General features: G+C 62.1%; 26 protein-coding genes. 16 read left to right on the top strand and 10 right to left on the bottom strand.

From position 1 onward, the window contains the following. Positions 1 to 33 precede the first annotated feature (33 nt). The 10 genes from iscA to NX775_RS04855 all read left to right on the top strand — a co-directional run bounded on the left by iscA (position 34) and on the right by NX775_RS04855 (position 8412). A complete protein-coding gene (gene iscA / locus NX775_RS04900; RefSeq protein WP_183555379.1) occupies positions 34 to 357 on the top strand; it encodes an iron-sulfur cluster assembly protein IscA in 324 nt (107 codons plus the stop codon). A gap of 6 nt (positions 358 to 363) precedes the next feature. Then, positions 364 to 882, top strand: a complete 519-nt coding sequence (gene hscB / locus NX775_RS04895) for a Fe-S protein assembly co-chaperone HscB (RefSeq protein ID WP_258834961.1) — start codon at positions 364 to 366, stop codon at positions 880 to 882. A gap of 2 nt (positions 883 to 884) precedes the next feature. After that, a complete protein-coding gene (locus NX775_RS04890; RefSeq protein WP_258834960.1) occupies positions 885 to 1391 on the top strand; it encodes a hypothetical protein in 507 nt (168 codons plus the stop codon). After that, entirely contained in the window at positions 1388 to 1765 is a 378-nt protein-coding gene (locus NX775_RS04885) for a hypothetical protein (protein WP_258834959.1), read from the top strand. The genes NX775_RS04890 and NX775_RS04885 overlap by 4 nt, the downstream gene beginning before the upstream one ends. 8 nt (positions 1766 to 1773) lie before the next feature. Then, entirely contained in the window at positions 1774 to 3663 is a 1890-nt protein-coding gene (hscA, locus tag NX775_RS04880; protein WP_258834958.1) for a Fe-S protein assembly chaperone HscA, read from the top strand. Positions 3664 to 3705: 42 nt separating this feature from the next. Then, complete coding sequence (gene fdx / locus NX775_RS04875) at positions 3706 to 4047, top strand: ISC system 2Fe-2S type ferredoxin (protein WP_258834957.1); 342 nt, start codon at positions 3706 to 3708, stop codon at positions 4045 to 4047. A 5-nt stretch (positions 4048 to 4052) separates the two neighbouring features. After that, a complete protein-coding gene (locus NX775_RS04870) occupies positions 4053 to 4949 on the top strand; it encodes a class I SAM-dependent methyltransferase (RefSeq protein WP_258834956.1) in 897 nt (298 codons plus the stop codon). Between the two features lie 8 nt (positions 4950 to 4957). Then, positions 4958 to 5992 carry a low-specificity L-threonine aldolase gene (gene ltaE, locus NX775_RS04865; RefSeq protein ID WP_258834955.1) on the top strand — a complete coding sequence of 345 codons (1035 nt, stop codon included), beginning with the start codon at positions 4958 to 4960 and terminating at the stop codon, positions 5990 to 5992. Further along, on the top strand, positions 5989 to 6678 hold the full coding sequence (locus NX775_RS04860; RefSeq protein WP_258834954.1) for an RNA pseudouridine synthase: 690 nt from the start codon (positions 5989 to 5991) through the stop codon (positions 6676 to 6678). Before ltaE ends, NX775_RS04860 begins: the two co-directional genes overlap by 4 nt. A gap of 93 nt (positions 6679 to 6771) precedes the next feature. Then, positions 6772 to 8412, top strand: coding sequence for a choice-of-anchor I family protein (locus NX775_RS04855; protein ID WP_258834953.1), 1641 nt, complete (start codon positions 6772 to 6774; stop codon positions 8410 to 8412). On the opposite strand, the gene NX775_RS04850 is transcribed toward NX775_RS04855, so the two are convergent. From NX775_RS04850 to NX775_RS04815, 8 genes are all read right to left on the bottom strand, one after another. Next, positions 8409 to 8663: a hypothetical protein gene (locus NX775_RS04850; protein WP_258834952.1), complete on the bottom strand. Its 255-nt coding sequence runs from the start codon at positions 8661 to 8663 to the stop codon at positions 8409 to 8411. The two genes, NX775_RS04855 and NX775_RS04850, sit on opposite strands and share 4 nt — an antisense overlap. Further along, complete coding sequence (locus NX775_RS04845) at positions 8660 to 9421, bottom strand: SDR family oxidoreductase (protein WP_258834951.1); 762 nt, start codon at positions 9419 to 9421, stop codon at positions 8660 to 8662. The genes NX775_RS04850 and NX775_RS04845 overlap by 4 nt, the downstream gene beginning before the upstream one ends. A 183-nt stretch (positions 9422 to 9604) precedes the next feature. Continuing rightward, entirely contained in the window at positions 9605 to 10492 is an 888-nt protein-coding gene (locus tag NX775_RS04840) for a hypothetical protein (RefSeq protein ID WP_258834950.1), read from the bottom strand. Positions 10493 to 10626: 134 nt separating this feature from the next. Beyond that, a complete protein-coding gene (locus tag NX775_RS04835; RefSeq protein ID WP_258834949.1) occupies positions 10627 to 11475 on the bottom strand; it encodes a phosphodiester glycosidase family protein in 849 nt (282 codons plus the stop codon). Between the two features lie 230 nt (positions 11476 to 11705). After that, positions 11706 to 12266: an RDD family protein gene (locus tag NX775_RS04830; protein WP_258834948.1), complete on the bottom strand. Its 561-nt coding sequence runs from the start codon at positions 12264 to 12266 to the stop codon at positions 11706 to 11708. Next, a complete protein-coding gene (locus NX775_RS04825; RefSeq protein WP_258834947.1) occupies positions 12253 to 13044 on the bottom strand; it encodes a DUF3106 domain-containing protein in 792 nt (263 codons plus the stop codon). The genes NX775_RS04830 and NX775_RS04825 overlap by 14 nt, the downstream gene beginning before the upstream one ends. Continuing rightward, positions 13041 to 13442: a DUF3619 family protein gene (locus tag NX775_RS04820; protein ID WP_258834946.1), complete on the bottom strand. Its 402-nt coding sequence runs from the start codon at positions 13440 to 13442 to the stop codon at positions 13041 to 13043. The genes NX775_RS04825 and NX775_RS04820 overlap by 4 nt, the downstream gene beginning before the upstream one ends. Next, entirely contained in the window at positions 13439 to 14011 is a 573-nt protein-coding gene (locus NX775_RS04815) for an RNA polymerase sigma factor (protein ID WP_183555366.1), read from the bottom strand. The genes NX775_RS04820 and NX775_RS04815 overlap by 4 nt, the downstream gene beginning before the upstream one ends. Before the next feature lie 221 nt (positions 14012 to 14232). Here NX775_RS04815 and NX775_RS04810 point away from each other — a divergent pair, with 221 nt between their 5' ends. Genes NX775_RS04810 through NX775_RS04795 form a run of 4 tightly spaced genes read left to right on the top strand, consistent with a single transcriptional unit; the run spans position 14233 to position 17823 of the window. Then, positions 14233 to 15108 (top strand): TauD/TfdA dioxygenase family protein, encoded by an 876-nt coding sequence (locus NX775_RS04810; protein WP_258834945.1) that lies wholly within the window; start codon positions 14233 to 14235, stop codon positions 15106 to 15108. A gap of 18 nt (positions 15109 to 15126) precedes the next feature. Then, positions 15127 to 16131 (top strand): ABC transporter substrate-binding protein, encoded by a 1005-nt coding sequence (locus NX775_RS04805; protein ID WP_258834944.1) that lies wholly within the window; start codon positions 15127 to 15129, stop codon positions 16129 to 16131. Between the two features lies 1 nt (position 16132). Next, a complete protein-coding gene (locus tag NX775_RS04800; RefSeq protein ID WP_258834943.1) occupies positions 16133 to 16966 on the top strand; it encodes an ABC transporter ATP-binding protein in 834 nt (277 codons plus the stop codon). Then, positions 16963 to 17823 (top strand): ABC transporter permease, encoded by an 861-nt coding sequence (locus NX775_RS04795; protein ID WP_258834942.1) that lies wholly within the window; start codon positions 16963 to 16965, stop codon positions 17821 to 17823. The genes NX775_RS04800 and NX775_RS04795 overlap by 4 nt, the downstream gene beginning before the upstream one ends. 18 nt (positions 17824 to 17841) lie before the next feature. Here NX775_RS04795 and NX775_RS04790 read toward each other — a convergent pair whose 3' ends face one another. Beyond that, complete coding sequence (locus NX775_RS04790) at positions 17842 to 19179, bottom strand: chemotaxis protein CheW (RefSeq protein ID WP_258834941.1); 1338 nt, start codon at positions 19177 to 19179, stop codon at positions 17842 to 17844. Positions 19180 to 19182: 3 nt separating this feature from the next. After that, a complete protein-coding gene (locus NX775_RS04785; protein ID WP_307732069.1) occupies positions 19183 to 20520 on the bottom strand; it encodes a methyl-accepting chemotaxis protein in 1338 nt (445 codons plus the stop codon). Between the two features lie 624 nt (positions 20521 to 21144). On the opposite strand from NX775_RS04785, the gene NX775_RS04780 reads away from it, so the two are divergent. Together NX775_RS04780 and ilvN are read left to right on the top strand one after the other, a co-directional pair. Then, positions 21145 to 22872 carry an acetolactate synthase 3 catalytic subunit gene (locus NX775_RS04780; RefSeq protein WP_258834940.1) on the top strand — a complete coding sequence of 576 codons (1728 nt, stop codon included), beginning with the start codon at positions 21145 to 21147 and terminating at the stop codon, positions 22870 to 22872. Continuing rightward, on the top strand, positions 22873 to 23364 hold the full coding sequence (ilvN, locus tag NX775_RS04775; RefSeq protein ID WP_183555358.1) for an acetolactate synthase small subunit: 492 nt from the start codon (positions 22873 to 22875) through the stop codon (positions 23362 to 23364). It abuts the gene before it with no gap. Positions 23365 to 23392: the final 28 nt, after the last annotated feature.

Below are 23392 nucleotides of genomic sequence, written 5' to 3'. Positions count from 1 at the left end.
CCTGGTAATAGAACTGAGCTGGAGAAGCACAACATGGCAATCACCCTGACCGAAAAAGCTGCAAAGCACGTCAACCGTTACCTCGAACGCCGGGGCAAGGGCATTGGCTTGCGTTTCGGTGTGCGCACCACCGGCTGCTCCGGCCTGGCCTACAAGCTCGAGTACGTCGATGAAAGCGCGAACGAAGACAGCGTCTTTGAATCGCATGGCGTGCAGGTATTCGTTGACCCGAAAAGCCTGCCGTACATCGATGGCACCGAGCTCGATTTCGCCCGTGAAGGCCTCAATGAGGGCTTCCGCTTCAATAATCCGAACGTCAAGGACAATTGCGGCTGCGGCGAAAGCTTCCGCATCTGATCGCGCATGCAGAATCACTTCGAACTGTTTCAACTGCCGGCCCGTTTTGAGGTCGACCAGCATGCCCTGGATGCCGCCTACCGCGAGATCCAGGGCCGCGTCCATCCTGACCGGTTTGTCGGCAGCAGCGACGGCGAAAAACGCGTGGCCATGCAATGGGCCACGCGGGCCAACGACGCCTACCAGACCCTGCGCAACCCGCAAAAGCGCGCGCAGTATCTGTGCGAACTGAATGGCGTCGATCTGCAGACCGAATCGAATACCGCGATGCCTACTGCGTTCCTGATGCAGCAGATGGAATGGCGCGAAGAACTTGGCGATGCGCGTGCTGGCAAGGATGCTGCCGCGCTCGACGCCCTCGATGCGCAGGTACGCGCCGAACGCAAGCAGATGCTGGTCACCGTTGGCCAGCAGCTCGATGCGGGCGACTACGCCGCTGCCGCGCAGGGCGTGCGCTCGCTGATGTTCCTCGACAAGTTCGGCGAGGAGTTACACCGAATATTCGATGATATTCTTGAACGATAAACGTGTTGTCAATATTTTATGGTGGATGGAGCTGGTTTCAGCACTTCCTAACTCAAAATTCTGCTACTTTACATAACCTCGCGGAATTTGTAAAAGTCGTTGGCTCATTTGCCTCTTTTTATGCGGTCTATCGATTATCTAGGATTGAAAAACGGTATGTTTTCAAAGCAACCGTACCTTTAATTAGTAAAGATATTGAGAAGTCGCTGACTTTGCTGAACAAAGGGATGGCAGACTCCGAGTCATTCAATCCTACTATAAGCGAAGCAGTCCATAAGCTGCACGCTGATGCGATGAGTCTTCGGCGTAAGGTAAATGGGGATTCTAAAGCCTCGGTCGAGGAACTTCTCATCTCCATTCGCACGACTGGTCTTGGGCGACGTTTTTGGCATCGTGCCAATAAAAATCCATATGCGAAATCTGATCTCCTTAATATCTACGGAAAAGGGCAAGGTCTTTTGAGGTCATTGAAAAATGACCTTGGTGACATGAAATGGAGTAACAAATGAATGACGACAAGCTCGAACAGGCTGTATTTCAAATTTTCCAGATGACACACATGGGTAATTTGGCATGGTCTCGTAGGGACGCGCCAAGGTCCATTTGGGGCGGAACCGATTTGGTAATCTCGGCGTATTTTGAAACAGAGCTTAAAGGGCAGAGATTGGCTCTTTTCCAAGAGCGCTATCGCCAATATCACGGCGAGCTCGATAGCGAACGCTGGACAGAGCGCACTGTTCTTGCAATGCTCGATCGATATGATCAGGTTCAATTTGAGTTTCCTCAGTCCAGTCAAGTTTGGGATTTGCTAGAAACAGTCAAATATAAGACTTCAAACGTAGATGGTTTTCTTCAAAGTTTGCTTAAGCCACAAGGATTTTAATTGTAAGTATGGCACTCCTCCAAATCGCCGAACCCGGCATGTCCACCGCCCCGCACCAGCACCGCCTGGCCGTGGGCATCGACCTGGGCACCACCAATTCGCTCGTCGCTACCGTTCGCAGCGGCAGCCCTGAAGTGCTCAGCGACGAGGAGGGCCGCTCGCTGCTGCCGTCGATCGTGCGCTACTTGGACAACGGCCACGCCCACATCGGCCACAAGGCGCGCGCGCACCAGACCACCGACCCAAAGAACACAATCGTCTCGGTCAAGCGCTTCATGGGCCGTGGCCTCAAAGACATCACGCACGCAGAAAACCTGCCGTACGACTTCGTCGATGGCGAGGGCATGGTCCAGCTCAATACCGTCGCCGGCGTGAAAAGCCCCGTCGAAATCTCGGCCCAGATCCTGGCCACGCTGCGCCAGCGCGCCGAAGATTCGCTGGGCGACGACCTGGTTGGCGCCGTGATCACGGTGCCGGCCTATTTTGACGATGCACAGCGCCAGGCGACCAAGGATGCGGCCCAGCTAGCCGGCCTGAATGTCCTGCGCCTGCTGTCCGAGCCGACCGCGGCTGCCATTGCGTACGGCCTCGACCAGGGCAAGGAAGGCGTGTACGCCGTGTATGACCTGGGCGGCGGCACGTTCGACATCTCGATCCTCAAGCTCTCGAAAGGCGTGTTCGAAGTGCTGTCGACCGGCGGCGACTCAGCCCTGGGCGGCGACGATTTCGACCATCGCCTGTTCTGCTGGATCATGGAAAAAGCGCGCCTGGCGCCCCTGTCGGACCAGGACACCGCAACGCTGATGGTCAAGGCCCGCCAGGCCAAGGAACTCTTGTCGACGAACGAAGAAACGACGATCGAGGCGATCCTGAAATCGGGCGAGCTGGTGCAGGTGACGATTACGGCCGTCGAGTTCGTCGAGATCACGAAGCATCTGGTCGGCAAGACGATGAATGCGATCCGCAAGGCGATGCGCGATGCCGACACGAGCGTCGAAGACGTTGATGGCGTGGTCATGGTCGGCGGCGCGACGCGCATGCCGCACGTGCGCCGGGCGGTGTCGGAATTCTTCCAGACCATCCCGCATGCCAATATCGATCCGGACCGCGTGGTAGCGCTGGGCGCGGCGATCCAGGCCAATCTGCTGGCCGGCAACCGCGCCGACGGCGAAGACTGGCTGCTGCTGGACGTGACCCCGCTGTCGCTCGGCATCGAGACGATGGGTGGCCTGGTCGAGAAGATCATTCCGCGCAACTCGACGATTCCGGTCGCGCGCGCGCAGGAATTCACGACCTTCAAGGATGGCCAGACGGCGCTGGCGGTGCACGTGGTGCAGGGCGAGCGCGAGCTGGTGTCGGACTGCCGCTCGCTGGCGCGCTTCGAGCTGCGCGGCATCCCGCCGATGGCGGCCGGCGCGGCGCGCATCCGCGTGACCTACCAGGTCGACGCCGATGGCTTGCTGGCGGTAGCTGCGCGCGAAATGCGCTCGGGCGTCGAGGCATCGATCACGGTCAAGCCGTCGTACGGCCTGGCGGACGATCAGGTGGCGCGCATGCTGCAGGATTCGTACACGTCGGCCTCGAGCGACATGCAGATGCGCGCGCTGCGCGAAGAGCAGGTCGAGGCCGAGCGCATCCTGCTGGCGACGCAGTCGGCGCTGGACAGCGATACCGATCTGCTGTCGCCCGACGAGCAAGCCACGATTGCCGCGCAATTGCAAATGGTGCGCGACGCGGTGGCGATGTCGAACGACACGACGCTCGAACCGGGTTTGCGCCAGAACGTGGTGCACGATGCGGTCCAGGCGCTGGCGCATGGCACCGAAGAATTCGCGGCGCGCCGCATGGACAAGAGCGTGCGCAAGGCATTGTCGGGCAAGTCGCTGGACGAAATCTGATCTGCACACCGCAAACTACAACAATCAACCGAGGTAACCCAAGTGCCACAAATCGTCATCCTTCCCCATCCCGTGCTGTGCCCAGAAGGCGCCGTGCTTGAGGCGCCTAGCGGCAAATCGGTCTGCGACGTCCTGCTCGAAAACGACATCGACATCGAACACGCGTGCGACCGCGTCTGCGCCTGCACCACCTGCCACGTGATCGTGCGCGAAGGCTTCAATTCGCTGAACGAACAGCAAGAGCAGGAAGAAGACATGCTCGACAAGGCCTGGGGCCTGGAGCCCAATTCGCGCCTGTCGTGCCAGGCGATCGTCGCCGACGAAGACCTCGTTGTCGAGATCCCGAAATACACGATCAACCACGCCGCCGAAAAGAACCACTGATCTTCATGAAGCGTGTCGAGAACGTCAAGAAAGCCCCGGCTGTAACGGAGTTGCCACCCGAGGTTCGCCCGGGCCAGTCGATCGAGCTGCTGAAAGAGCTGCACATCCTGACCCGCGACGGCAAGTTGAACCAGGACAGCCGGCGCAAGCTCAAGCAGGTCTACCACCTGTACAACTTCATCGAGCCGCTGCTGCGCGACGTGCAGGGGGAGAAGGGCAGCGTGTCGCTGGTCGATCATGGCGCCGGCAAGTCGTACCTTGGCTTCATCCTGTACGACCTGTTCGTCAAAGCCCAGCAGGTTGAGGAAAACGGCGGTTCGCACATCTACGGCATCGAGACGCGCGAAGAACTGGTCACCAAATCGACCGAGCTGGCCGCGCGCCTGGGTTTCAAGGGCATGTCGTTCCTGCCGCTGTCGGTGGCCGAATCGACCACGTCGAGCGCGCTCCCTGAATCGATCGACATCGTCACCGCGCTGCATGCCTGCAATACCGCCACCGACGACGCCATCGACTTCGCGCTCAAGAAGAACGCGAAGCACATGGTGCTGGTGCCGTGCTGCCAGGCCGAAGTCGCCACCGTCCTGCGCAAGAACAAGGGCAAGGACGTGAAACGCAGCGCGCTGACCGAAATCTGGCGCCACCCGATCCACACGCGTGAATTCGGCAGCCAGATCACCAATGTGCTGCGCTGCCTGCAGCTCGAGGCGCATGGCTACCAGGTCACCGTGACCGAGCTGGTGGGCTGGGAGCACTCGATGAAGAACGAGCTGATCATCGCCACCTACAAGAACCTGCCGCGCCGCCGCCCGACCGAACGTCTGCACGAGGTACTGGGCGAACTGGGTCTGGCAGAGATGACCGAACGTTTCTACGCCCCACAAGCCGCCACCACGGAGTGACAACAAGCATGAGCGACAACACGCAAGGCTGGATCGACCTGCGCAGCGATACGGTGACGCAGCCGAGCGCCGCGATGCGCGCCACGATGGTGGCTGCCAACGTCGGCGACGATGTGTATGGCGACGACCCCACCGTCAACCGCCTGCAGGATTACGCGGCGGAGCTGTTCGGTTACGAGGCCGGCATGTTCGCCCCGAGCGGCACGCAGACCAATCTGATCGCGCTGATGACGCACTGCGGCCGCGGCGATGAATACCTGGTGGGCCAGGAAGCGCACACCTACAAGTACGAAGGCGGCGGCGCGGCAGTGCTGGGCAGTATCCAGCCGCAGCCGATCATCAATCAGCCGGACGGCTCGATCCTGCTGGCCGACATCGAGGCCTATATCAAGCCCGACGACATGCACTTCGCGCGTACCCGCCTGCTGGCGCTGGAAAACACGATCGGTGGCCGTGTGCTGAGTCAGGAGTACGTGGCCGCGGCCACGACACTCGCGCACGAGAAGGGCCTGGCCACGCACCTGGACGGCGCGCGCATCTGCAATGCCGCCGTCAAGCAGGGCATCAGCCTGGCGGACGCCGTCAAGGGCTTTGACACCGTCTCGGTCTGCCTGTCCAAGGGCCTGGGCGCGCCGGTCGGCTCGGTGTTGCTGGGCCCGAAGGCCTTCATCGAGCAGGGCAAGCGCTGGCGCAAGATGCTGGGTGGCGGCATGCGCCAGGCTGGCGTGATCGCCGCTGCCGCGCACTACGCGCTCGAACACAATGTCGCGCTGCTGGCGCAGGACCATGACAACGCCGCCGAACTGGCGCGCGGCCTGGCCCTGATCCCGGCGCTCACCGTCAGTACCCCGCAAACGAATATCTTCTGGATCGACGTGCCGGCTGGCGCCTGCGCACCGCTGCGCGCGGCGCTCGAACGGGCGCAGATCCGCGCCACGGTCGGCCCCAGAATGCGTCTCGTGACGCACCTCGATGTCTCCGCGCGCGATGTTCAGCGCACGGTCGACGTCTTCACCGCATTTTTTACTGATTGGCGTGCATGACAACTGAAGAAGCAATCCGCCTGGCCAAGCGCGTGGCCGACGTGGCAGGGTGCTCGCGCGCCGATGCCGAGCGTTATATCGCCGGCGGCTGGGTCAGCGTCGACGGCACCGTGGCCGAAGATCCCGCCACCCGCGTCACGCCGGAGCAAAAGGTCGAGCTGCTGCCCGGCGCGACGCCGGTTGAACCGGATCCGGTGACGATCCTGATGCACAAGCCGGCTGGTATCGAAATCGAAGCGGCGCTCGCGAGCATCACCGCCGAGAACCAGGTACTGGAACACGGGCGCGGCAAGCCGTTCCTGCGCCGGCACCTCTTCAAGACCACGGCTGCCACGCCGCTGGAAACCATGGCCTCGGGCCTGATCGTGTTCAGCCAGGATTTCCGCGTGATTCGCAAGCTGGTCGACGATGCATCGCGCAACGAGTCCGAATACGTCGTCGAGGTCGATGGCCAGATCGCCGACAATGGCATGGCCAAGCTTGGCCGCATGTTCAAGGCCAGCTGGCAAAGCGAGCAGCGCCTGCGCATCGCTGGCAAGAACATCCAGCGCGGCCAGATCGAGCGCCTGTGCGGCGACGTGGGCTTGCGCGTGACCGCACTGCGCCGCCTGCGCATCGGCCGCATCTCGATGGGCCCGATGCCGGCCGGCGGCTGGCGCTTCCTGCGCGACACCGACCAGTTCTGATACGGTGACGGGGGACGTGTTGATGACATGTCATGCTGCTGTCATCGGCGCGTCCTATGCTGGCGGTTTTTCATCCCTGGAAAACCGACCATCATGCTGCGCAGCTCCCGTCCTACCAACCGCTACCTTCCAATGATTGCCACGATTGCGCTGGCCTGCACGCTTGCTGCCTGCGGCGGCGACCATGACGACGAACCGACGCCCACCACGCTGACGTTGGAAAAAATCGGCAGCTACAACGGTGGCGCCGTCGGCGCAGCCGAGATCACTGCATACGATGCTGCCAGCAAGCGCCTGTTCGTCGTCAACGGCGCCAATGGCACCGTCGACGTGCTGGACCTGAGCGCACCGACTGCACCCAAGCTGCTGGGCACGATCAGCGTGGCGGGCCTCGGCAAGGCCGTCAACAGCGTCGCCGTGTACGACGGCCTGGTGGCGCTGGCGATCGAAGCGGCGGTCAAGACCGATCAGGGCACCGTGGCGTTCTACAATGCGGCCGACCTCAAGCTGATCAACAGCGTGAAGGTAGGCGCGTTGCCCGACATGCTGGTGTTCACGCCGGACGGCAGCAAGGTGCTGGTCGCCAATGAAGGCGAGCCAAGTGGCTATGGCGTGGCCGGGACGAGCGACCCCGAAGGCGCGGTCAGCATCATCACCGTGAATCGCGGCGGCGCCCCAAGCGTTGCCACCGCCGACTTCCGCAGCTTCAATGGCCAGGAAACGGCGCTGCGCGCGCAGGGCATCCGCATCTTTGGCCCCAAGGCCACGGCTGCGCAGGACTTCGAGCCGGAATACATCACCGTCAGCGAAGACGGCAAGACGGCCTGGGTCACGCTGCAGGAAAACAATGCGATCGCCATCGTTGACGTGGCCAGCGCAAAGGTCACATCGATCAAGCCGCTCGGCTTCAAGGACCACAATGTCGCCGGTTTCGGTCTGGACGCGTCGGACGAAGATGGCGGCACCAATACCAACAGCGGCACGCCGGCCACGAAGATCGGTCCGCAGCCTGTGAAAGGCATGTACCTGCCGGACGCGATTGCCGGCTACACGGTCGATGGCAAGCATTACCTGCTGACCGCGAATGAGGGCGATGCCCGCGCCGACTGGCCGGGCTTCAATGAAGAGACGCGCATCCGCGCACATTGCACGGCAGGGCTGGATCCGAGCGTGTTCCCGAACGCCGGTAGCGCGACGTTCGACTCGAACCTGGGCCGGCTGCGCGTGACGACGACGCCCAACGGTGGTGGCATGACCGGCAAGAACGCCGCCGGCCAATGCACCGAGCTGTACACGTTTGGCGGCCGTTCATTCTCGATCTGGGACACGGACATCAAGCGCGTCTACGACTCGGGCGACGAATTCGAGCGCCGCACCAGCACGCTGCCGAATGCGCGCTTCAACGCCAGCAACGACAACAACAATCTGGAAGACCGCAGCGCCTCGAAAGGCCCGGAGCCGGAAGGCGTCGTGGTCGGCAAATTCGGCGACAAGCAGTATGCGTTTGTCGGCCTGGAGCGCATCGGCGGCGTGATGGTCTACGACATCACGAAACCGGCGTCAGCGTCGTTCGTGACTTACCTGAACACGCGCGATGGCGACAAGGGCGACCTGGGACCGGAAGGCTTGACGTTCATCCCGGCGCACAAGTCGCCCAACGGCAAGCCGTTGCTGATCGTCGGTAACGAAGTCAGCGGAACGACTGCCGTCATGCAGGTCAATCTGACGTATTAATTGTCAGAGCGTTTGCCCAGCAAGGAGAGGCCGACGGCGGCCGCGATCAGCACGGCGCCCACGGCGAGCGTGTTGTCATTCGATGGCACGCGAGGCTGCACGTCGCGCCGCGGTCGAGCAGGGGCAGAGGCAGGGCGCTTCACCATGCCGCTGTGCACGCCGCTGGCGCCCTGCTGCGGCTCGTACAGCGCGCCCACCGTGTCTTCGGTGGGGTCAGCGCGTTTGGCCCAGGTTTCCATGAAGCGGTTCATGCCGGATGCCAGCAGGTCGGGCGCAGTTGCGTGAGCTTCTTGGTCACGTCGGGCGCGCCCAGCAGCGTGACTGAGCGCGGCTTGCGCACCAGGGCGACGACAGCGTTGGCCACTTTCTCGGGGGCCAGCACGCCTGGCGGATACGACAGCTTGGCACCCGTATAGTTGGCAGCGTGCTTGAAGCCCGGCGTGTCGACGAAGGACGGGTAGATGTCGCACACGTGGATGTCGCGTTTCTTGCCCAGTTCGGCGCGCAGCGCCTCGCTGAAGCCGCGTAGGCCAAATTTGCTGGCGCCGTAGGCCGCCGCGTACGGCGTGGCAACAAAGCCGCCCGACGAAATCATGTTGACCCAGATGCCGTAATCCTGTTCCAGGAAAATCGGGATCACGGCGTGCGCGTCGTTCATGTGCGTGATCAGGTTGGTCTCGATGACCTGGCGATGGTGCGCGATCGGCACGTCGGCGAACTTGCCGACGACGCCACTGCCCACATTGCTGAACCAGAGGTCGATCTGACCGAGAAGGTCGCGGGCGTCCTGCGCAAACGCGGCCACCGCGTCGGCATCGGTAGCGTCGACGACCAGCACGTCGGCATGGCCGCCGGCCTGGCGGCAGCGCCGGGCGATGTCGTCCAGGCCAGCCTTGCCACGCGCGCCGAGCACGAGGTGAGCGCCCTGGCGGGCGAAGGCGATGGCAGTGGCGGCGCCGATGCCGCTGGAGCCGCCCATGATGACGACGCGAAGATGTGATTGCTTCATGAAATCCCTTTCGGATTGATTGACAAGATTGTCTGGTAATCAATTATTAAGGGATTCGGTCAGCTACGTATTTCGTATTCCGCGAGACAATTTTTGTGTTCGCAACATGGGTGGCGCAGTCTGGAAAAATATCCACACTGACGGCCTCCGCGCAACACGACCAAGTGCTCGGCCTCCGGTCACTCACGGTTGAGTACGCGCAACTGCATAGAACGTGGAATAACTTGTATTTCTCCATCCAACAAAGTTTCTTGCTTTACATGGATAGATGGGATCGACGAACGTATTTTGCGTGATGGAGCGATCGGCGACGACCGCCCATGCACATGCCGAGGTGATTTCGATCAGATTCGGCGTCTCTGCCTTTGTTATATAGGGTCCTTCAACTCGCCAGGCTTTTGTTTTATCTGCTGATCTGTAGAGCCATGCCCTGAACGTCGTTCCATCTTTAAAGCCGTCGACTATTTTCTCCGTCCCACGTTCAGTAGTGCCTAATGAGAATTTGCCAGTGATTTTCGCTTTTTTGTTTTGACTAATCTGCATTTGCCCTTGTTTTCCGTCGATTTCGATGATCCACTCACCGGATAAATCGTATTGCTTGTTGCCTGTGCTATCCAGAAAGGGTGTCACGTAACCGGGTTCAGTTGGTAATATCGTGACAATAACCTTATTCGAACGATGTTCGCCGTACTTCGTTTTAAGGGTGATCGACATCGTGCTCTGGTATTCTTTTTCCGGGATCTGTTTTGGATAGAGAACGAAGCGTCCTTCGTTGAGCATTCGACTCTCCGCTATTTCCGCCGTATTGAATCCACTGGGCGTATCTTTGGACAGAACAAAAACGGAGCGATCGTAATCAAGCTTAAGGAAACCTTTTTCAACAGGAGTGGATGCATCAGGCGTCGCATGGATGAGGATTGATATCGGTTGCGACAGCGACATGATACAAGTGCCGCAATCGAGTGTGATATCGACCTTCTCCGGGTAGATCCAATGCAAAAAATCGTTTTTTAGTGGTTCAAAAAATGGCATGAACCAGACAAGCAGGCTAGCTCCGGTAATGCCGAACATTTAGGAGATTTTTTTGATGCTCGAACTCAGCCACCCGGCGATATTCGCCATAGTGGATTGGACTGACGGCGCTTTGCCGCCAGAATTGATTTGCCGTAGTCGTCCGGGGCGGGATCGATAGGGCATGATTTCTTCTACCGGGAGATGACCACTAAGTTGGGAACGTAGTTTTTTCCTGGGTCGCCATAGTGTAGCTTGAGTTGCGGTATGTAAATTTGCGAGCCCGGACCGCCATCCATCGCAATCGCAGTAACAGGTCGCTCACCTTGGGCGGACTCGATCGACGTCACCAGTTGCGCGAATTCGTACAGCGAAACTGCTCGCCCGAAACTCTCGAATGCACCAGCAACAAAAATTCTCCCTGATGGAAAGACACCGAAAGCTGTCCGGTTGAAGCGCTCTTTGTCATCCGAGTAGATGGCGACTTGAGAATCTTCGACGATGAGCGGTTTGCTCTGCACTGCCTGCAGAATGCCGGAGCTTACCTTGAATTTTCTTGCCTTCGTGATTTTTGCGTGCTCGCCCTTTTTTTGTAGAAGAATACCTCCCCCTGACCAGGCAATCTTTCGGTTCACGATTGTTCCGTCAGAAATCACCAGGCCCAAGGGAATGTAGCGCTTGTTGGCGTCGTAGCCAAAAAATCCACCATTAATTGAAAGCAAGGCATTGGCTGGGGTTTCTGATTTGTAAATCGAATAACTATCATCAAAGCGAAGCACCTCTTTTACCAGAATGTTTTTCTTTACGTTGTCGAATTCGACCCACGCAAATGTTAGTCCGGCACGGCTGCCGAGTGGGCTGGACGTCATTTCATGCACGGTGATTGTATGATCGCGCGTCTGCACGATACGCTCGGGTGCGGTGTTTACACCTAGTTTCTGCCAAGCTGAATTTGTTGCGGCGAAACTGATAGCACTGATCAAAAACAGGCTGTTAAGGATGAAAAAGCATTCTAGATAGTTTTTTTTAGTAAAAAGGTTCATGCGTCTTCCCTGGAAAGGTCTGAAAGCAGGCTATCTGGATGACGTACCTGTAGCCTCGGCGCATGGTGTGGCCGTTTCAGATTGGACAGCCTGTCGACTGTCAGGTTCCGAAAATGCACGAATTTTCAGCAGTGGTGAGCGACGACGTCGCATGGCGGATCGATTAACTGCTCACCAGATCGGAATCAATGGCACGACTTGAGGAGATGACCTGATTGGCAGAGACCAGGCTATGACGTCGGTGCGGATTTGCCCGAACGTCTTTTCGGCAAGCAAATCAAACGCGTCCCCATCAGCCGGTCATGCAGGAATTGCCGGTCGCTGTCGAACCACGCGGTCAACGCCCAGGCAACGATACCGATCGCGAGCGCGAGCGCGATCTGGCCGCGGGCATGCAGCCCGAACACCGCGCACACAATCAGCGCCGGCGCAAACCAGCCCCATGCCAGCAGATAGCGCACGATCGCCGTACGCCACGGCAGGCGTGCGTGCCCGGGCTGCACGACCTTGACGCGCCATGTCTTCATGGCCAGCGTGTGGCCGCTGTCGCGCCAGCACCAGGTGAAGTACAGGCCCGTGATCACGAACAGGTACACCTTCAGGCCGTGCTGGAAGAGGGGATCCTGGCGGTTGCCGGTAACGAGCAGATACAGCAGGACGGCCAGCATCTCGACCGCGAACAGAAGAAGGAATTCATAGACCATCACGGCAAGGCGCCGCTTGACTGTAGGCGTGGTGGCGATCGCCGGCGTGGCCCCGGGAGGCGCAACCGGCGGCTCAGTTGCCTGCATTGGCGGCCTGGGCATCGCGCGCTTGGCCACCCGGTGTGGCGACAGCGCCGCCGTTTATGGCGGCTGGTGACACCGCGGAATTCGGTGACGATGGCGCTGCCGGCGTCGTCACTGCAGGCGCGACCGGCCCTGGCATGACGGCAATGGCCGACGGCGGCGGCGTATCGGGCGTGCCGATCAGCACGCACTCGGCGCCCCGGCGCGTCGTGTTCGCCGCGCACGGCATCGGCACGACCAGCAGCGGCGTGTCGGGCAGCGCGATCGGCGCGCTCTTTTGCAGCGTGGCCGGCTTGCTGGCCAGCTTGCGCTTTTCCTCGGCCGACAGCTGCTTGTAGTTTTCCCAGTTGGCCGCCTTGTCGCCCTGCGCCAGCTTGTTGGTCTTGCTAAAGTTCTCGCGCGCCAGTTCACGCTGCTGGGGCGTGAGTTTCATCCATTGGCGCATGCGTTCCTGCACGCGTTGCTGTTCGGCCGGGGCCATCGAGGCAAAGCGCGCCGAGACCTCGATCCAGCGACGCTTGCGCGCGCCTTCCATGCGGTCCCATTCGGGGGCGAGCGGTGCAAGCGCCACCTGTTGCGCACTGCTCAGGTCGCGCCACAGCGGCTTGTCGGGGGCCTTGCGCAGCGGGCGCACGCTCGCGATTGTCTCAGTGGCTGCCGGCAGGATGGATGGTGTCTCGAGGCGATCGACGATCACCCAGGCCAGCGCAGCAGCGGCTACGACGCCGATGACGGTCTTCAGCACGGGGAAGCGCGATCTCGAGACGTTCTTCTTGGTCATTGCTGGCGCTGCTGCGACTCCAGATAGGCGTTGAAACCCGGGTCGAGATAGGCCGTCAGCGGCAGTTCGTCGGCCAGTACGGCGGCGTCGATGTCAGCCAGTGCCGCCAGTTGCTGCTGTTGTTCGTGCTGGTAGAAGCCCCCCATGCCAATCACCAGCGCCATGAGCGGCACGGCGATGGCCAGGCGCGCCACGGTCGGCCCGGCCAGGAACGCGCCTATGCCGCGCCAGCCAGAGCCAGAAGCAAAGCCGAAGCGGGCGGCGTCGGGTTTCTTGCGCGCCATGGCGGCAGCGCGTGCGGCGGCCAGCCGGTCGACGGTCGAAGCCGGCAGGTGGTCGAGCTGTTCGTCCAGCGCGTGGCGTATCTTGTACGCCAGATTGATGTCGTCGGTGTTCATAGTGTGATTCCCTTGGCCTGGAGCGCTGCCGCGAGGGCGTGGGTGGCGCGCGAGCAATGCGTTTTGACGCTGCCCTCGGAGCATCCCATTGCTGCCGCCGTCTCGGCGACGTCCATATCTTGCCAGTAACGCATGAGGAAGGCTTCCCGTTGACGCGTGGGGAGCTTTTGTACTTCGTCATCGATCAGGCGCAAGGTCTGGGTACGCTCGACCTGGTCCGCGCTCGACTCTGCGGCCGCCGAACCTTGCTCGGCCTCGAGTGAGGCGAGTATATCAAAGTCATCGTCGTCGTTTCCGTCGCCCCGCCCGAAGCCCGAGAACAGGCTGACCCAGGTATTGCGCACTTTTTCGCGGCGGAAGTAATCGAGAATCGTCGTCTGCAGGATGCGCTGGAACAGCATCGGCAGCTCGGCGGCCGGCTTGTCGCCGTATTTTTCGGCGAGCTTGATCATCGCGTCCTGCACGATGTCCAGCGCCGATTCGTCCTTGCGAACCGCATAGACCGCCTGCTTGAACGCGCGCCGTTCGACATTCTGCAGAAAGTCGTTAAGTTCTTTGTCTGTGGCCATGCAGGTTCAGGGGGAGGCGCGCAAGTGGGTCGTGCTTTAGGGAAAACTGTCGCATCCTAGCAAAAAACCACCCGGCCTGCATCGGAATCGCTCAGGGTGGACTCCCGCCATGCCAGTTGCATGGGGTGCAAAAAGTGCATGACGATAGCTGAAATCATTCGTTGTTGGGGCTGACAGGCGTGGCTATCGTAACAACACGATCATTCAGCCACGCCAACGCCATGCCACTCGATTCTGCCCGCCAGTCCTTTGCCATCCATCCGTTTCCCGGCGCGCCACTGGGCGCCGAAGTCATCGGTCTCGACCTGTCCCTGCCGCTGGCCACGTCCGATCTTGCGCGGCTGCACCGCGCGCACCTCGATTATCACGTGCTGGTGTTTCGCGACCAGCACATCACGCCCGCGCAGCAGGTGGACTTCAGCCGCCACTTCGGCGCCCTGCAGATCCACGTGTTGCGCAATTTCCAGCTGCCCGAGCAACCCGAGGTGCTCGTCATCTCTAATATCCAGCAGGACGGCAAGCCGGTCGGGCTGGGCGACGCCGGCCACTTCTGGCATTCCGACCTGTCCTATAAAGAGACGCCGAGCCTGGGCTCGATGCTCCATGCGCAGGAGTTGCCGGCCGAGGGCGGCGACACGCTGTTCGCCAACCAGCACACGGCGTGGGATGCGTTGCCCGATGACCTCAAGCGCGAAGTCGAAGGATTGCAGGCCGAGCACTGGTACCTGGCGCGCTATGAGGAACTGCGCCAGCGCAACCCGTACCGGCCGCAGCTGACCCAGGCGCAGATCGACGAAGTCAGGCCGGTCAGCCATCCGGTCGTGCGCACGCACCCCGAGACGGGGCGCCGCGCGCTGTTCGTCAGCGAGCATTTCACCACGCGCATCCTGGGCGTGTCCGAACAGCGCAGCCGCGAACTGCTCGACCTGCTGTTCGATTACGGCACGCGCGCCGCGCATGTCTACCGCCATCAATGGCAGCCACACGACATGGTGTTCTGGGACAACCGCTCGCTGATGCACCTGGCCGCCGGTTGCCCGGACCACCTGCGCCGCAAGCTGTACCGCACGACGATCGAAGGCGACGTGCCTTTCTGACCTAATTCCAGGAAACCCATGAATCTCAATACAAAGTTGTTGGCACTGGCTGCAGCGCTGACGTTGGCGCTGCCCTCAAAGGCGCAGGCCGAAGGCAAGATCCGCGTGGCCGAGCAGTTTGGCGTTGTGTATTTGCTGCTGAACGTGGCGCAAGACCAGAAGCTCATCGAAAAGCATGGCAGGAAGCAGGGGATCGATGTCGACGTGGACTGGGTCAAGCTGTCGGGCGGCGCCGTCGTCAACGATGCGCTGCTGTCCGGTTCCATCGACGTGGCCGGCGCCGGCGTCGGCCCGCTGATGACGATCTGGGATCGCACGAAGGGCCGCCAGAACGTGCGCGGCATCGCGTCACTGGGGAGCTTTCCGTATTACCTCGTCAGCACCAATCCGGCCGTGAAGACGATTGCCGACTTCAGCGCGAAAGACCGGATTGCATTGCCGGCCGTAACGGTATCGGTGCAGGCGCGCATCCTGCAGATGGCGGCAGCGAAACAGTGGGGCGTGGCCGGGTTCAAGAAGCTCGATCCGCTCACGCAGACGGTGCCGCATCCGGATGCGGCCGCTGCCCTCATCGCCGGCAAGACCGAGCTCAACGGACACTTCGCCGCGCCGCCGTTCCAGCAACTCGAGCTGGCGGGCAACCCTAATGCGCACGTCGTGCTCGATTCGTACCAGGTGCTGGGCGGGCCGTCGTCGGCCACGGTGCTGTATGCCACCGAGAAGTACGTGAAAGACAATCCGAAGACCTACCGCGCCTTGATTGATGCGCTGGCCGAGGCGGCCCAGTATATTGCGGCCAATCCGGAAGGCGCGGCCGATGCCTATCTGCGCGTGAACAAGGGGAGCGTCGACCGGGCACTGCTGCTTAAGGTCATCAAGGACCCGAAGACGCAGTTCAGCGTGGCGCCGCAAAACACGCTGGGACTGGCGCAGTTCCTGCACCAGGTCGGCGCCATCAAGAACAAGCCGGCATCGTGGCGCGATTACTTCTTCGCGCATCCGGCCATCGCCAACGGAAGCTGATATGCGCGCCATTGCCCCCTTCAACCTGGTGCCGCCGGAACCGCTGCTGCGCGCCCAACATGTCACGCTGGAATACGCCAGCGAGCGCGGCGTCGTGCGCGCGACCGACGATGTGAGCTTCGACGTCTACCGGGGCGACCGCTTCGTGCTACTGGGGCCGTCGGGCTGCGGCAAGTCGACGCTGCTCAAAGCCATCGGCGGCTTTATCGCGCCGCGCGCGGGCAGTCTGCACCTGGGCGGCACGCCCGTCACGGGGCCGGGCCCGGACCGCATCGTCGTGTTCCAGGAATTCGACCAGCTGCCGCCGTGGAAAACGGTGAAGCAGAACGTCTTGTTCCCGATGCTGGCCGGTGGTGTTGCGCGGGCCGAGGCCGAGGTGCGCGCCCGCCACTGGCTCGGCAAGGTCGGGCTGGCGCGGTTTGCCGACGCTTACCCGCACACGCTGTCGGGCGGCATGAAGGCGCGGGTGGCGATTGCCCGCGCACTGGCGATGCAGCCGGCCGTGCTGCTGATGGATGAACCATTCGCCGCGCTCGATGCGCTGACCCGGCGCAGCATGCAGGAAGAACTGCAGGCGCTGTGGGACGAGATCGGCTTCACGATGCTGTTCGTGACGCACTCGATCGAAGAGGCGCTGGTGGTGGGCAACCGCATCCTGCTGCTCTCGCCGCACCCGGGCCGCGTGCGCGCCGAACTCAATAGTCATCAGTTCAGCCTGGCCAGTGCGGGCAGCCACGAGTTTCAGGCTGCCACGCAGCGCATCCATGCGCTGCTGTTCGGTGCTGACGCCGATGGGCCCGCTGTGCAACCACAACCCGCACAGGTGCAACCATGAGCGCCGTGCACGAACCGCCGGTCCGGCCGGAATACGTCGCGCCGCAGCGTGCGGCGCCCGACCCCGCCCTGGTCAGCACTGGGTCGGTTGACCGCTTGAGCTGGCTAAACAAGCCTGCGATCCTGCTGGCGCTGGTCATCCTGTGGGAGTTGCTGGCGCGCTGGGTCGACAACGATTTACTGTTGCCAGGCGCGCTGCAGACGGCTCGCGCATTCATCGACGGCATCGCGTCGGGCGAGCTGATCGGTTATGTGACGGTGTCGCTGGCCATCCTCGTGCAGGGATTCCTGTTGGGTGTGGCGATCGCGTTCCTGCTGACCTGGCTGGCCGTGTCGAACCGCTTCGGGCGCGAGCTGATCGACACGCTGACGTCGATGTTCAATCCGCTGCCGGCCATCGCGCTGCTGCCGCTGGCGCTGCTGTGGTTCGGTCTGGGCAAGGGCAGCCTGCTGATGGTGCTGGTCCATTCAGTCGTGTGGCCGCTGACGCTCAATGCCAGTGCCGGCTTTCGCGCCGTGCCCGAGACGCTGCGCATGGCCGGGCGTAACTATGGCCTGGGCGGCTTGCGCATGGTCCTGCAGATCCTGGTGCAGGCGGCGCTGCCGTCGATCCTGTCGGGCCTGAAGATCGGCTGGGCCTTTGCCTGGCGCACGCTGATCGCGGCGGAGCTGGTCTTTGGCAGCACGTCGGGGCAGGGCGGCCTGGGCTGGTACATCTTCCAGAACCGCAACGAGCTGTTGACCGATAAGGTCTTCGCGGGCCTGGCCACGGTGATCCTGATTGGCCTGGCGATCGAGCGCTGCGTGTTCCAGACGCTGGAGCGCGTGACGGTGCGGCGCTGGGGCATGCAGCGCTGAAGCGCAAGGTGGCCGGGGTCAGCGCGCCGCTTGCAGCGCGCTTAGAGTCGCAATGCGGTAGGTGGCTTCCTGTCCACCATCGTCGGTCGTGATGAACGCAGTGCCGTTGGCGCCCATGTTGAACATGCGCCCGGCCCCGGCCGGAATCAGCGACTGCACGCGGCGCACGACGTGACCGGCCAGCCCCTGCGCGCCCTGCGCCACCAGTACCGTGCCATCCGCGCCATCCGCGCCGGGTGCCTCCCCACGCAGGTCGATCAGCGGGATCGCCGCGCCCTGCCAGGCCATGGTGGCGCCCAGCGGTCCATCCAGCGGCACGATCTGCTCGATTGCGGCGAGCGGCAGCGCCTGCAGGCCGGCGGCATCGAACACGACATAGGCTTCGGCATTGCTGGTGCTGGCGCTTGTGCTGGTGCTCGCGCTGGCCGTGACGCTGTCGCCGCGCGCCAGGGCCGCCTCGGGATGCCGCGCCAGCAGACGCGTGACGTCGACCAGCAGCACCGTGTCCCCGCTGGCGTCAATCGCATTCTCGCCAACGCCGTCCGTGCTGGGCACGCCGGGACCGAATTCCTCGAGCCGCAGCACGGCCTGCACCGGCACACCCAGCGCCAGGTCGGCGTGCTGCAACACGGCGAGCAGGGGCGCAGCAGCGACGCGCGTCTCGACGCCAGGCGCCTGGAACAGCGCTGTGCTGGCAATCAGCGCAAGCTGGCTGTCGTGCCAGCGGCACCAGGCGCTGCTGCCGATATGTGTCAGCGGCGGCAAGGCAAGCACTTCGGCCAGCGCGGCCGGCGGCACGCCGATCAGGCCGTGGCCGGTGTCGAGCAGCGCGTAGCAGGTGCGTTGCAGCGGGTCGGCCACGGGCGGGGCAGCGGACTCAGCGGGCGCAGCGGCCGTCGGCGCCGTGCTCCAGCACTGTGCCAGATCGGCCAGCCGGGTCACTTCCAGCAGGCTCAGAAGCATGCCATTCCCGCTTGGTGCGGCGCTGTGGAACACGTCGTCCGGATCGTCGCCGTGATGGAGGCGCTGCAGCGCCGCTGCCTCGACCTCGACCAGCTCCTCGAGCGCATCCACGCGCAGGCCGACGGTGCGGTCACCGTCGCGCAGCAACAGCAGTTGCGGGACGGCGCCCGCCGGCGCTGCGCCGACGTCGAGCCAGCGCGCCAGGTCGACCACCGGCACGGCCATGCCGTCGTGCTCGACCATGCCGAGCAGGGCGTGGGTGCGCAGGGGCAGGCGACTGAACGTCTCTGGCAATGGCAGCGCCTGGAGCACGGTTTCGATCCGTATGCCGATCCCGACTTCGCCAATCCGGATGCGCGCCAGCGTCAGCTGCGCGCTGCAGGTGGCCGGCATGGCCTAGCGCGCTCGCGCCACTGCCTCGAGCTCGGCCAGCAGGCGCGAAGCGTCGCGGGTGGAGTCGGCCTGATGGTGGGTGGCGCTGCCGATGCCGGCGATCGAACTGCTGGTGGCGGCGACCGACTCGAGGATGCGCTCGAACGCATCTTCCACATCGCCGGCCAGGCGGGTGCCTTCGTCGACGCGGCTGACCGTCTCGTTGATCAGCTTGGAAATCTCGCGCGCTGCCAGTGCCGACTTTTCGGCCAGCTTGCGCACCTCGTTGGCCACCACCGAAAAGCCGCGCCCATGCTCCCCCGCGCGCGCCGCCTCGATCGCAGCATTGAAGGCGAGTAAATGGGTCTGGCCGGCGATGCTGGTGATGGTGTCGATGATCTCGCGCACGTCGCCGGACGAGGTCTGGATGGCTTGCATGGCGCCCTTGGAGCGTTCCAGCAGGCGGCTGCCGCTGGCAGCACCGTCCTGGGTACGCGCCGCCATCGCGGCTGACTCACGCGCGCCGTCGGCGATCGTGGTGATCGAGCGGCCCAGGCCGTCCAGTGCGGTACCGATGGCGTCGATCTTGGCGCTCACCAGTTCTTCGCGCCGCACCTGGGCCGTCACGTCCATCGCGAACTTGACGACCTTGTACGGTTTGCCGGTGGCATCGAGGATCGGATTGTAGGTGGCCTGGATCCAGATGTCGGCGTCGTGCTTGCCACGGCGCTGGAAGCGTCCGGCCTGGAACCGGCCCTGGCCCAGGTCGGCCCAGAAGTGCCGATATTCGGCGCTTTTGGCCAGTTCCGGGTCGCAGAACAGTGTGTGGTGGGAGCCGACGATCTCGTCTTCGGTATAGCCCATGGTGCGCAAGAAATTCTCGTTGGCGGACAAGACATTGCCGCGCATATCGAATTCGATGACTGCCTGTGAGCGTCCGATCGCGTCGAGCTTGCCGCGCGATTCGGCGGCCAGCAGCTTCTGCTCGGTGATGTCGGTGGCGAACTTGACCACCTTGACCGGCTTGCCGTCGGCGTCGAAGATCGGGCTGTAGGTGGCCTGGATCCAGACCGGTGCGCCATCGCTGCGGATGCGCTTGAATTCGCCGGTGTGGAACTCGCCCTTGGCCAGGCTGTGCCAGAACATCTTGTATTCGGGCGAACGCTGGTAGGCAGGTTCACAGAACATCGCATGCTGGCGCCCGATGACCTGATCCTGCTCGTAACCGAGAGTGAGCAGGAAATTGCGGTTGGCGTGCAGGATACGGCCTTCGAGATCGAACTCGATCACCGCCTGTGCGCGGTCGATGGCCGTCATGGCGGCCATGGCCATTTCCTGGAGATTGTCGTTGGGCGCTTGCATAGCTGAATCCGGAACAGAAGGTGAGCAAAAAACTGGATCTTCAAAGAAATAATCTTAAGCGTTTTTTCTTTGAAGGTCGATTTCCATGTGGCAATAAACTGGATTGTACTGTGGTGCGCCGGATTTACAACACACGCACTGTGCGTGCACCAAAAACGAGCGGGTCAGAGCCTGCGCGCTGCGCCGCAGTGCGGTGGGTTGCCCCCAGCGCCTACCTGGCAGCCGCACCGTGCCAGCTATAGGCGCCAACAAGGTCGCATCTTGTCGAAAGACAAAGCTTGACCAGAATGGTGCGGCGCGGTATGGTGTTCCTCACGCTTTGCACCCTCAAAGCATCAACGTCATGCGGGAGTCGCCCACAACGCCCCGTCCGCCATGGCACGCTTTCATTTGTAGGCAGTTTGCTCCGACCCGTGCCACAAGCGCGAGAGATGCGTCCAACCGCTACAAACACTCAAGCCTAACGAGTTGCGCCCAGCGTCAATGCGTACGGTCCCTACGGCGACCCGAACCATCGACGTGCACGCAGAAAGAAGTGGAGCCTGAGGGTTGTAAGCGCAGCACGCATATCGCCAGGAACGAGCATCCGATCAATCAACCCTATGGGTTTTGAAAGGAATGGTTATGAGTTTCGATCCAACAGTCCCTATCACGGGCGCTGAAATCGTTGTCCGTTGTCTGGCAGAAGAGGGCGTCAAGCACGTTTTCGGTTATCCGGGCGGCGCGGTTCTGTATATCTACGACGCGATCTTCCAGCAAGATAAATTCCAGCACGTTCTCGTTCGCCACGAACAAGCCGCGGTGCATGCCGCCGATGCCTATTCGCGCAGCTCGAACACCGTGGGCGTCGCCCTCGTCACGTCCGGTCCGGGCGTCACCAATGCCGTCACCGGCTTGTCGACCGCCTATATGGATTCGATCCCGATGGTCGTGATCTCGGGCCAGGTGCCAAGTCACGCGATCGGCCAGGATGCATTCCAGGAATGCGACACCGTGGGCATCACCCGCCCGGTGGTCAAGCACAACTTCCTGGTCAAGGACGTGCGCGATCTGGCCTCGACCATCAAGAAAGCCTTCTTCATCGCCCGCACCGGCCGGCCCGGTCCCGTGCTGGTCGATATCCCGAAGGACATCACGGTTAACAAATGCCTGTTCGAGTACCCGCGCGAAGTCGACATGCGCTCGTACCGTCCGGTCGACAAGGGCCATGCCGGCCAGATCCGCAAAGCGGTCGCGCTGCTGCAGAACGCCGAGCGGCCGATGATCTATGCGGGCGGCGGCGTCATCCTGGCCAATGCCTCGAATGAGCTCAACCGCATGGTCGAGTCCACGGGCTTTCCGATCACGAATACGCTGATGGGCCTGGGCGCGTCGCGTTCGTCCGATCCGCACTTCGTCGGCATGCCGGGCATGCACGGCACCTATGAAGCGAACATGGCGATGCAGCACTGCGACGTGTTGATCGCCATTGGCGCGCGCTTCGACGACCGCGTGATCGGCAACCCGAAGCACTTTGCCTCGCATCCGCGCAAAATCATCCATATCGACATCGACCCGTCGTCGATTTCCAAGCGCGTGAAGGTGGATATCCCGATCGTCGGCAACGTCAAGGACGTGCTGATCGAACTGCTCACGCAGCTCGAGGCCGGCAATGGCCACGCGAATGCGCCTGCGCTGCAATCGTGGTGGAAGCAGATCGCCGAATGGCGTGGCCGCGATTGCCTGGCGTATGCGAGCTCCGACACGCTGATCAAGCCGCAGTCCGTGATCCAGCAGCTGCACAAGGTGACCGATGGCGACGCGTTCATCACGTCCGACGTCGGCCAGCACCAGATGTGGGCCGCGCAGTACTACCCGTTCGACAAGCCGCGCCGCTGGATCAATTCCGGTGGCCTGGGCACGATGGGTGTCGGGCTGCCATTCGCGATGGGCGTGCAGATGGCCAATCCGGATGCCACCGTAGCTTGTGTTACCGGCGAAGGCTCGATCCAGATGTGCATCCAGGAGCTTGCCACCTGCAAGCAATATCACCTGACGCCGAAGATCATCCTGCTCAATAACCGCTTTTTGGGCATGGTCCGCCAGTGGCAGCAGATCGATTACGGCTCGCGCTATTCCGAGTCGTACATGGATTCGCTGCCCGACTTCGAAAAGCTGGCCGAGGCCTATGGCCACGTCGGCATGCGCATCGAAAAGCCGGGCGATGTCGACGGCGCGCTGCGCGACGCATTCGCCATGAAAGACCGCCTGGTGTTCATGAACTTCATCACCGACCAGAGTGAAAACGTGTGGCCGATGGTCAAGGCGGGCCGCGGCCTGAACGAAATGCTGCTTGGCTCGGAGGACCTGTAAATGCGCCATATTATTTCTGTCCTGCTGGAGAACGAAGCCGGCGCGCTCTCGCGCGTGGTCGGCCTGTTCTCGGCGCGCGGCTACAACATCGAAACGCTGACCGTGGCGCCGACCGAAGACGCGACGCTGTCGCGCATGACGATCGTGACGTCCGGCTCGGACGACATCATCGAGCAGATCACGAAGCACCTGAACCGGCTGATCGAGGTCGTCAAGGTGGTCGACCTGACCGAAGGCCAGCACATCGAGCGCGAACTCATGCTGATCAAGGTGCGGGCGGTCGGCAAGGAGCGTGAAGAAATGAAGCGTACCGCCGATATCTTCCGGGGCCGCGTCATCGACGTCACCGAAAAGACCTACACGATCGAGCTGACCGGCGCCAAATCGAAGCTGGATGCCTTTATTGACGCCATCGACCGCGCCTCGATCCTCGAGACGGTGCGTACCGGCGGCTCGGGCATCGGCCGCGGCGAACGCATTCTGAAAGTTTGAGCAAAACGCTCAACATCACACAATTCAA

Origin of the sequence: Massilia aurea (assembly GCF_024753205.1) — a bacterium.
GTDB classification, from domain to species: Bacteria; Pseudomonadota; Gammaproteobacteria; order Burkholderiales; family Burkholderiaceae_D; genus Telluria; species Telluria aurea.
The sequence above is the reverse complement of the archived record's forward strand: the minus strand, read 5'-3'. Positions and strand labels throughout refer to the sequence as shown.

Coding starts and splice junctions, on each gene's coding strand:
- iscA (WP_183555379.1), top strand. CDS start 34: ATGGCAATCACCCTGACCGAAAAAGCTGCAAAGCACGTCAACCGTTAC.
- hscB (WP_258834961.1), top strand. CDS start 364: ATGCAGAATCACTTCGAACTGTTTCAACTGCCGGCCCGTTTTGAGGTC.
- NX775_RS04885 (WP_258834959.1), top strand. CDS start 1,388: ATGAATGACGACAAGCTCGAACAGGCTGTATTTCAAATTTTCCAGATG.
- hscA (WP_258834958.1), top strand. CDS start 1,774: ATGGCACTCCTCCAAATCGCCGAACCCGGCATGTCCACCGCCCCGCAC.
- NX775_RS04870 (WP_258834956.1), top strand. CDS start 4,053: ATGAAGCGTGTCGAGAACGTCAAGAAAGCCCCGGCTGTAACGGAGTTG.
- ltaE (WP_258834955.1), top strand. CDS start 4,958: ATGAGCGACAACACGCAAGGCTGGATCGACCTGCGCAGCGATACGGTG.
- NX775_RS04860 (WP_258834954.1), top strand. CDS start 5,989: ATGACAACTGAAGAAGCAATCCGCCTGGCCAAGCGCGTGGCCGACGTG.
- NX775_RS04855 (WP_258834953.1), top strand. CDS start 6,772: ATGCTGCGCAGCTCCCGTCCTACCAACCGCTACCTTCCAATGATTGCC.
- NX775_RS04850 (WP_258834952.1), bottom strand. CDS start 8,663: ATGAACCGCTTCATGGAAACCTGGGCCAAACGCGCTGACCCCACCGAA.
- NX775_RS04845 (WP_258834951.1), bottom strand. CDS start 9,421: ATGAAGCAATCACATCTTCGCGTCGTCATCATGGGCGGCTCCAGCGGC.
- NX775_RS04840 (WP_258834950.1), bottom strand. CDS start 10,492: ATGTTCGGCATTACCGGAGCTAGCCTGCTTGTCTGGTTCATGCCATTT.
- NX775_RS04835 (WP_258834949.1), bottom strand. CDS start 11,475: ATGAACCTTTTTACTAAAAAAAACTATCTAGAATGCTTTTTCATCCTT.
- NX775_RS04830 (WP_258834948.1), bottom strand. CDS start 12,266: ATGCAGGCAACTGAGCCGCCGGTTGCGCCTCCCGGGGCCACGCCGGCG.
- NX775_RS04825 (WP_258834947.1), bottom strand. CDS start 13,044: ATGACCAAGAAGAACGTCTCGAGATCGCGCTTCCCCGTGCTGAAGACC.
- NX775_RS04820 (WP_258834946.1), bottom strand. CDS start 13,442: ATGAACACCGACGACATCAATCTGGCGTACAAGATACGCCACGCGCTG.
- NX775_RS04815 (WP_183555366.1), bottom strand. CDS start 14,011: ATGGCCACAGACAAAGAACTTAACGACTTTCTGCAGAATGTCGAACGG.
- NX775_RS04810 (WP_258834945.1), top strand. CDS start 14,233: ATGCCACTCGATTCTGCCCGCCAGTCCTTTGCCATCCATCCGTTTCCC.
- NX775_RS04805 (WP_258834944.1), top strand. CDS start 15,127: ATGAATCTCAATACAAAGTTGTTGGCACTGGCTGCAGCGCTGACGTTG.
- NX775_RS04800 (WP_258834943.1), top strand. CDS start 16,133: ATGCGCGCCATTGCCCCCTTCAACCTGGTGCCGCCGGAACCGCTGCTG.
- NX775_RS04795 (WP_258834942.1), top strand. CDS start 16,963: ATGAGCGCCGTGCACGAACCGCCGGTCCGGCCGGAATACGTCGCGCCG.
- NX775_RS04790 (WP_258834941.1), bottom strand. CDS start 19,179: ATGCCGGCCACCTGCAGCGCGCAGCTGACGCTGGCGCGCATCCGGATT.
- NX775_RS04785 (WP_307732069.1), bottom strand. CDS start 20,520: ATGCAAGCGCCCAACGACAATCTCCAGGAAATGGCCATGGCCGCCATG.
- NX775_RS04780 (WP_258834940.1), top strand. CDS start 21,145: ATGAGTTTCGATCCAACAGTCCCTATCACGGGCGCTGAAATCGTTGTC.
- ilvN (WP_183555358.1), top strand. CDS start 22,873: ATGCGCCATATTATTTCTGTCCTGCTGGAGAACGAAGCCGGCGCGCTC.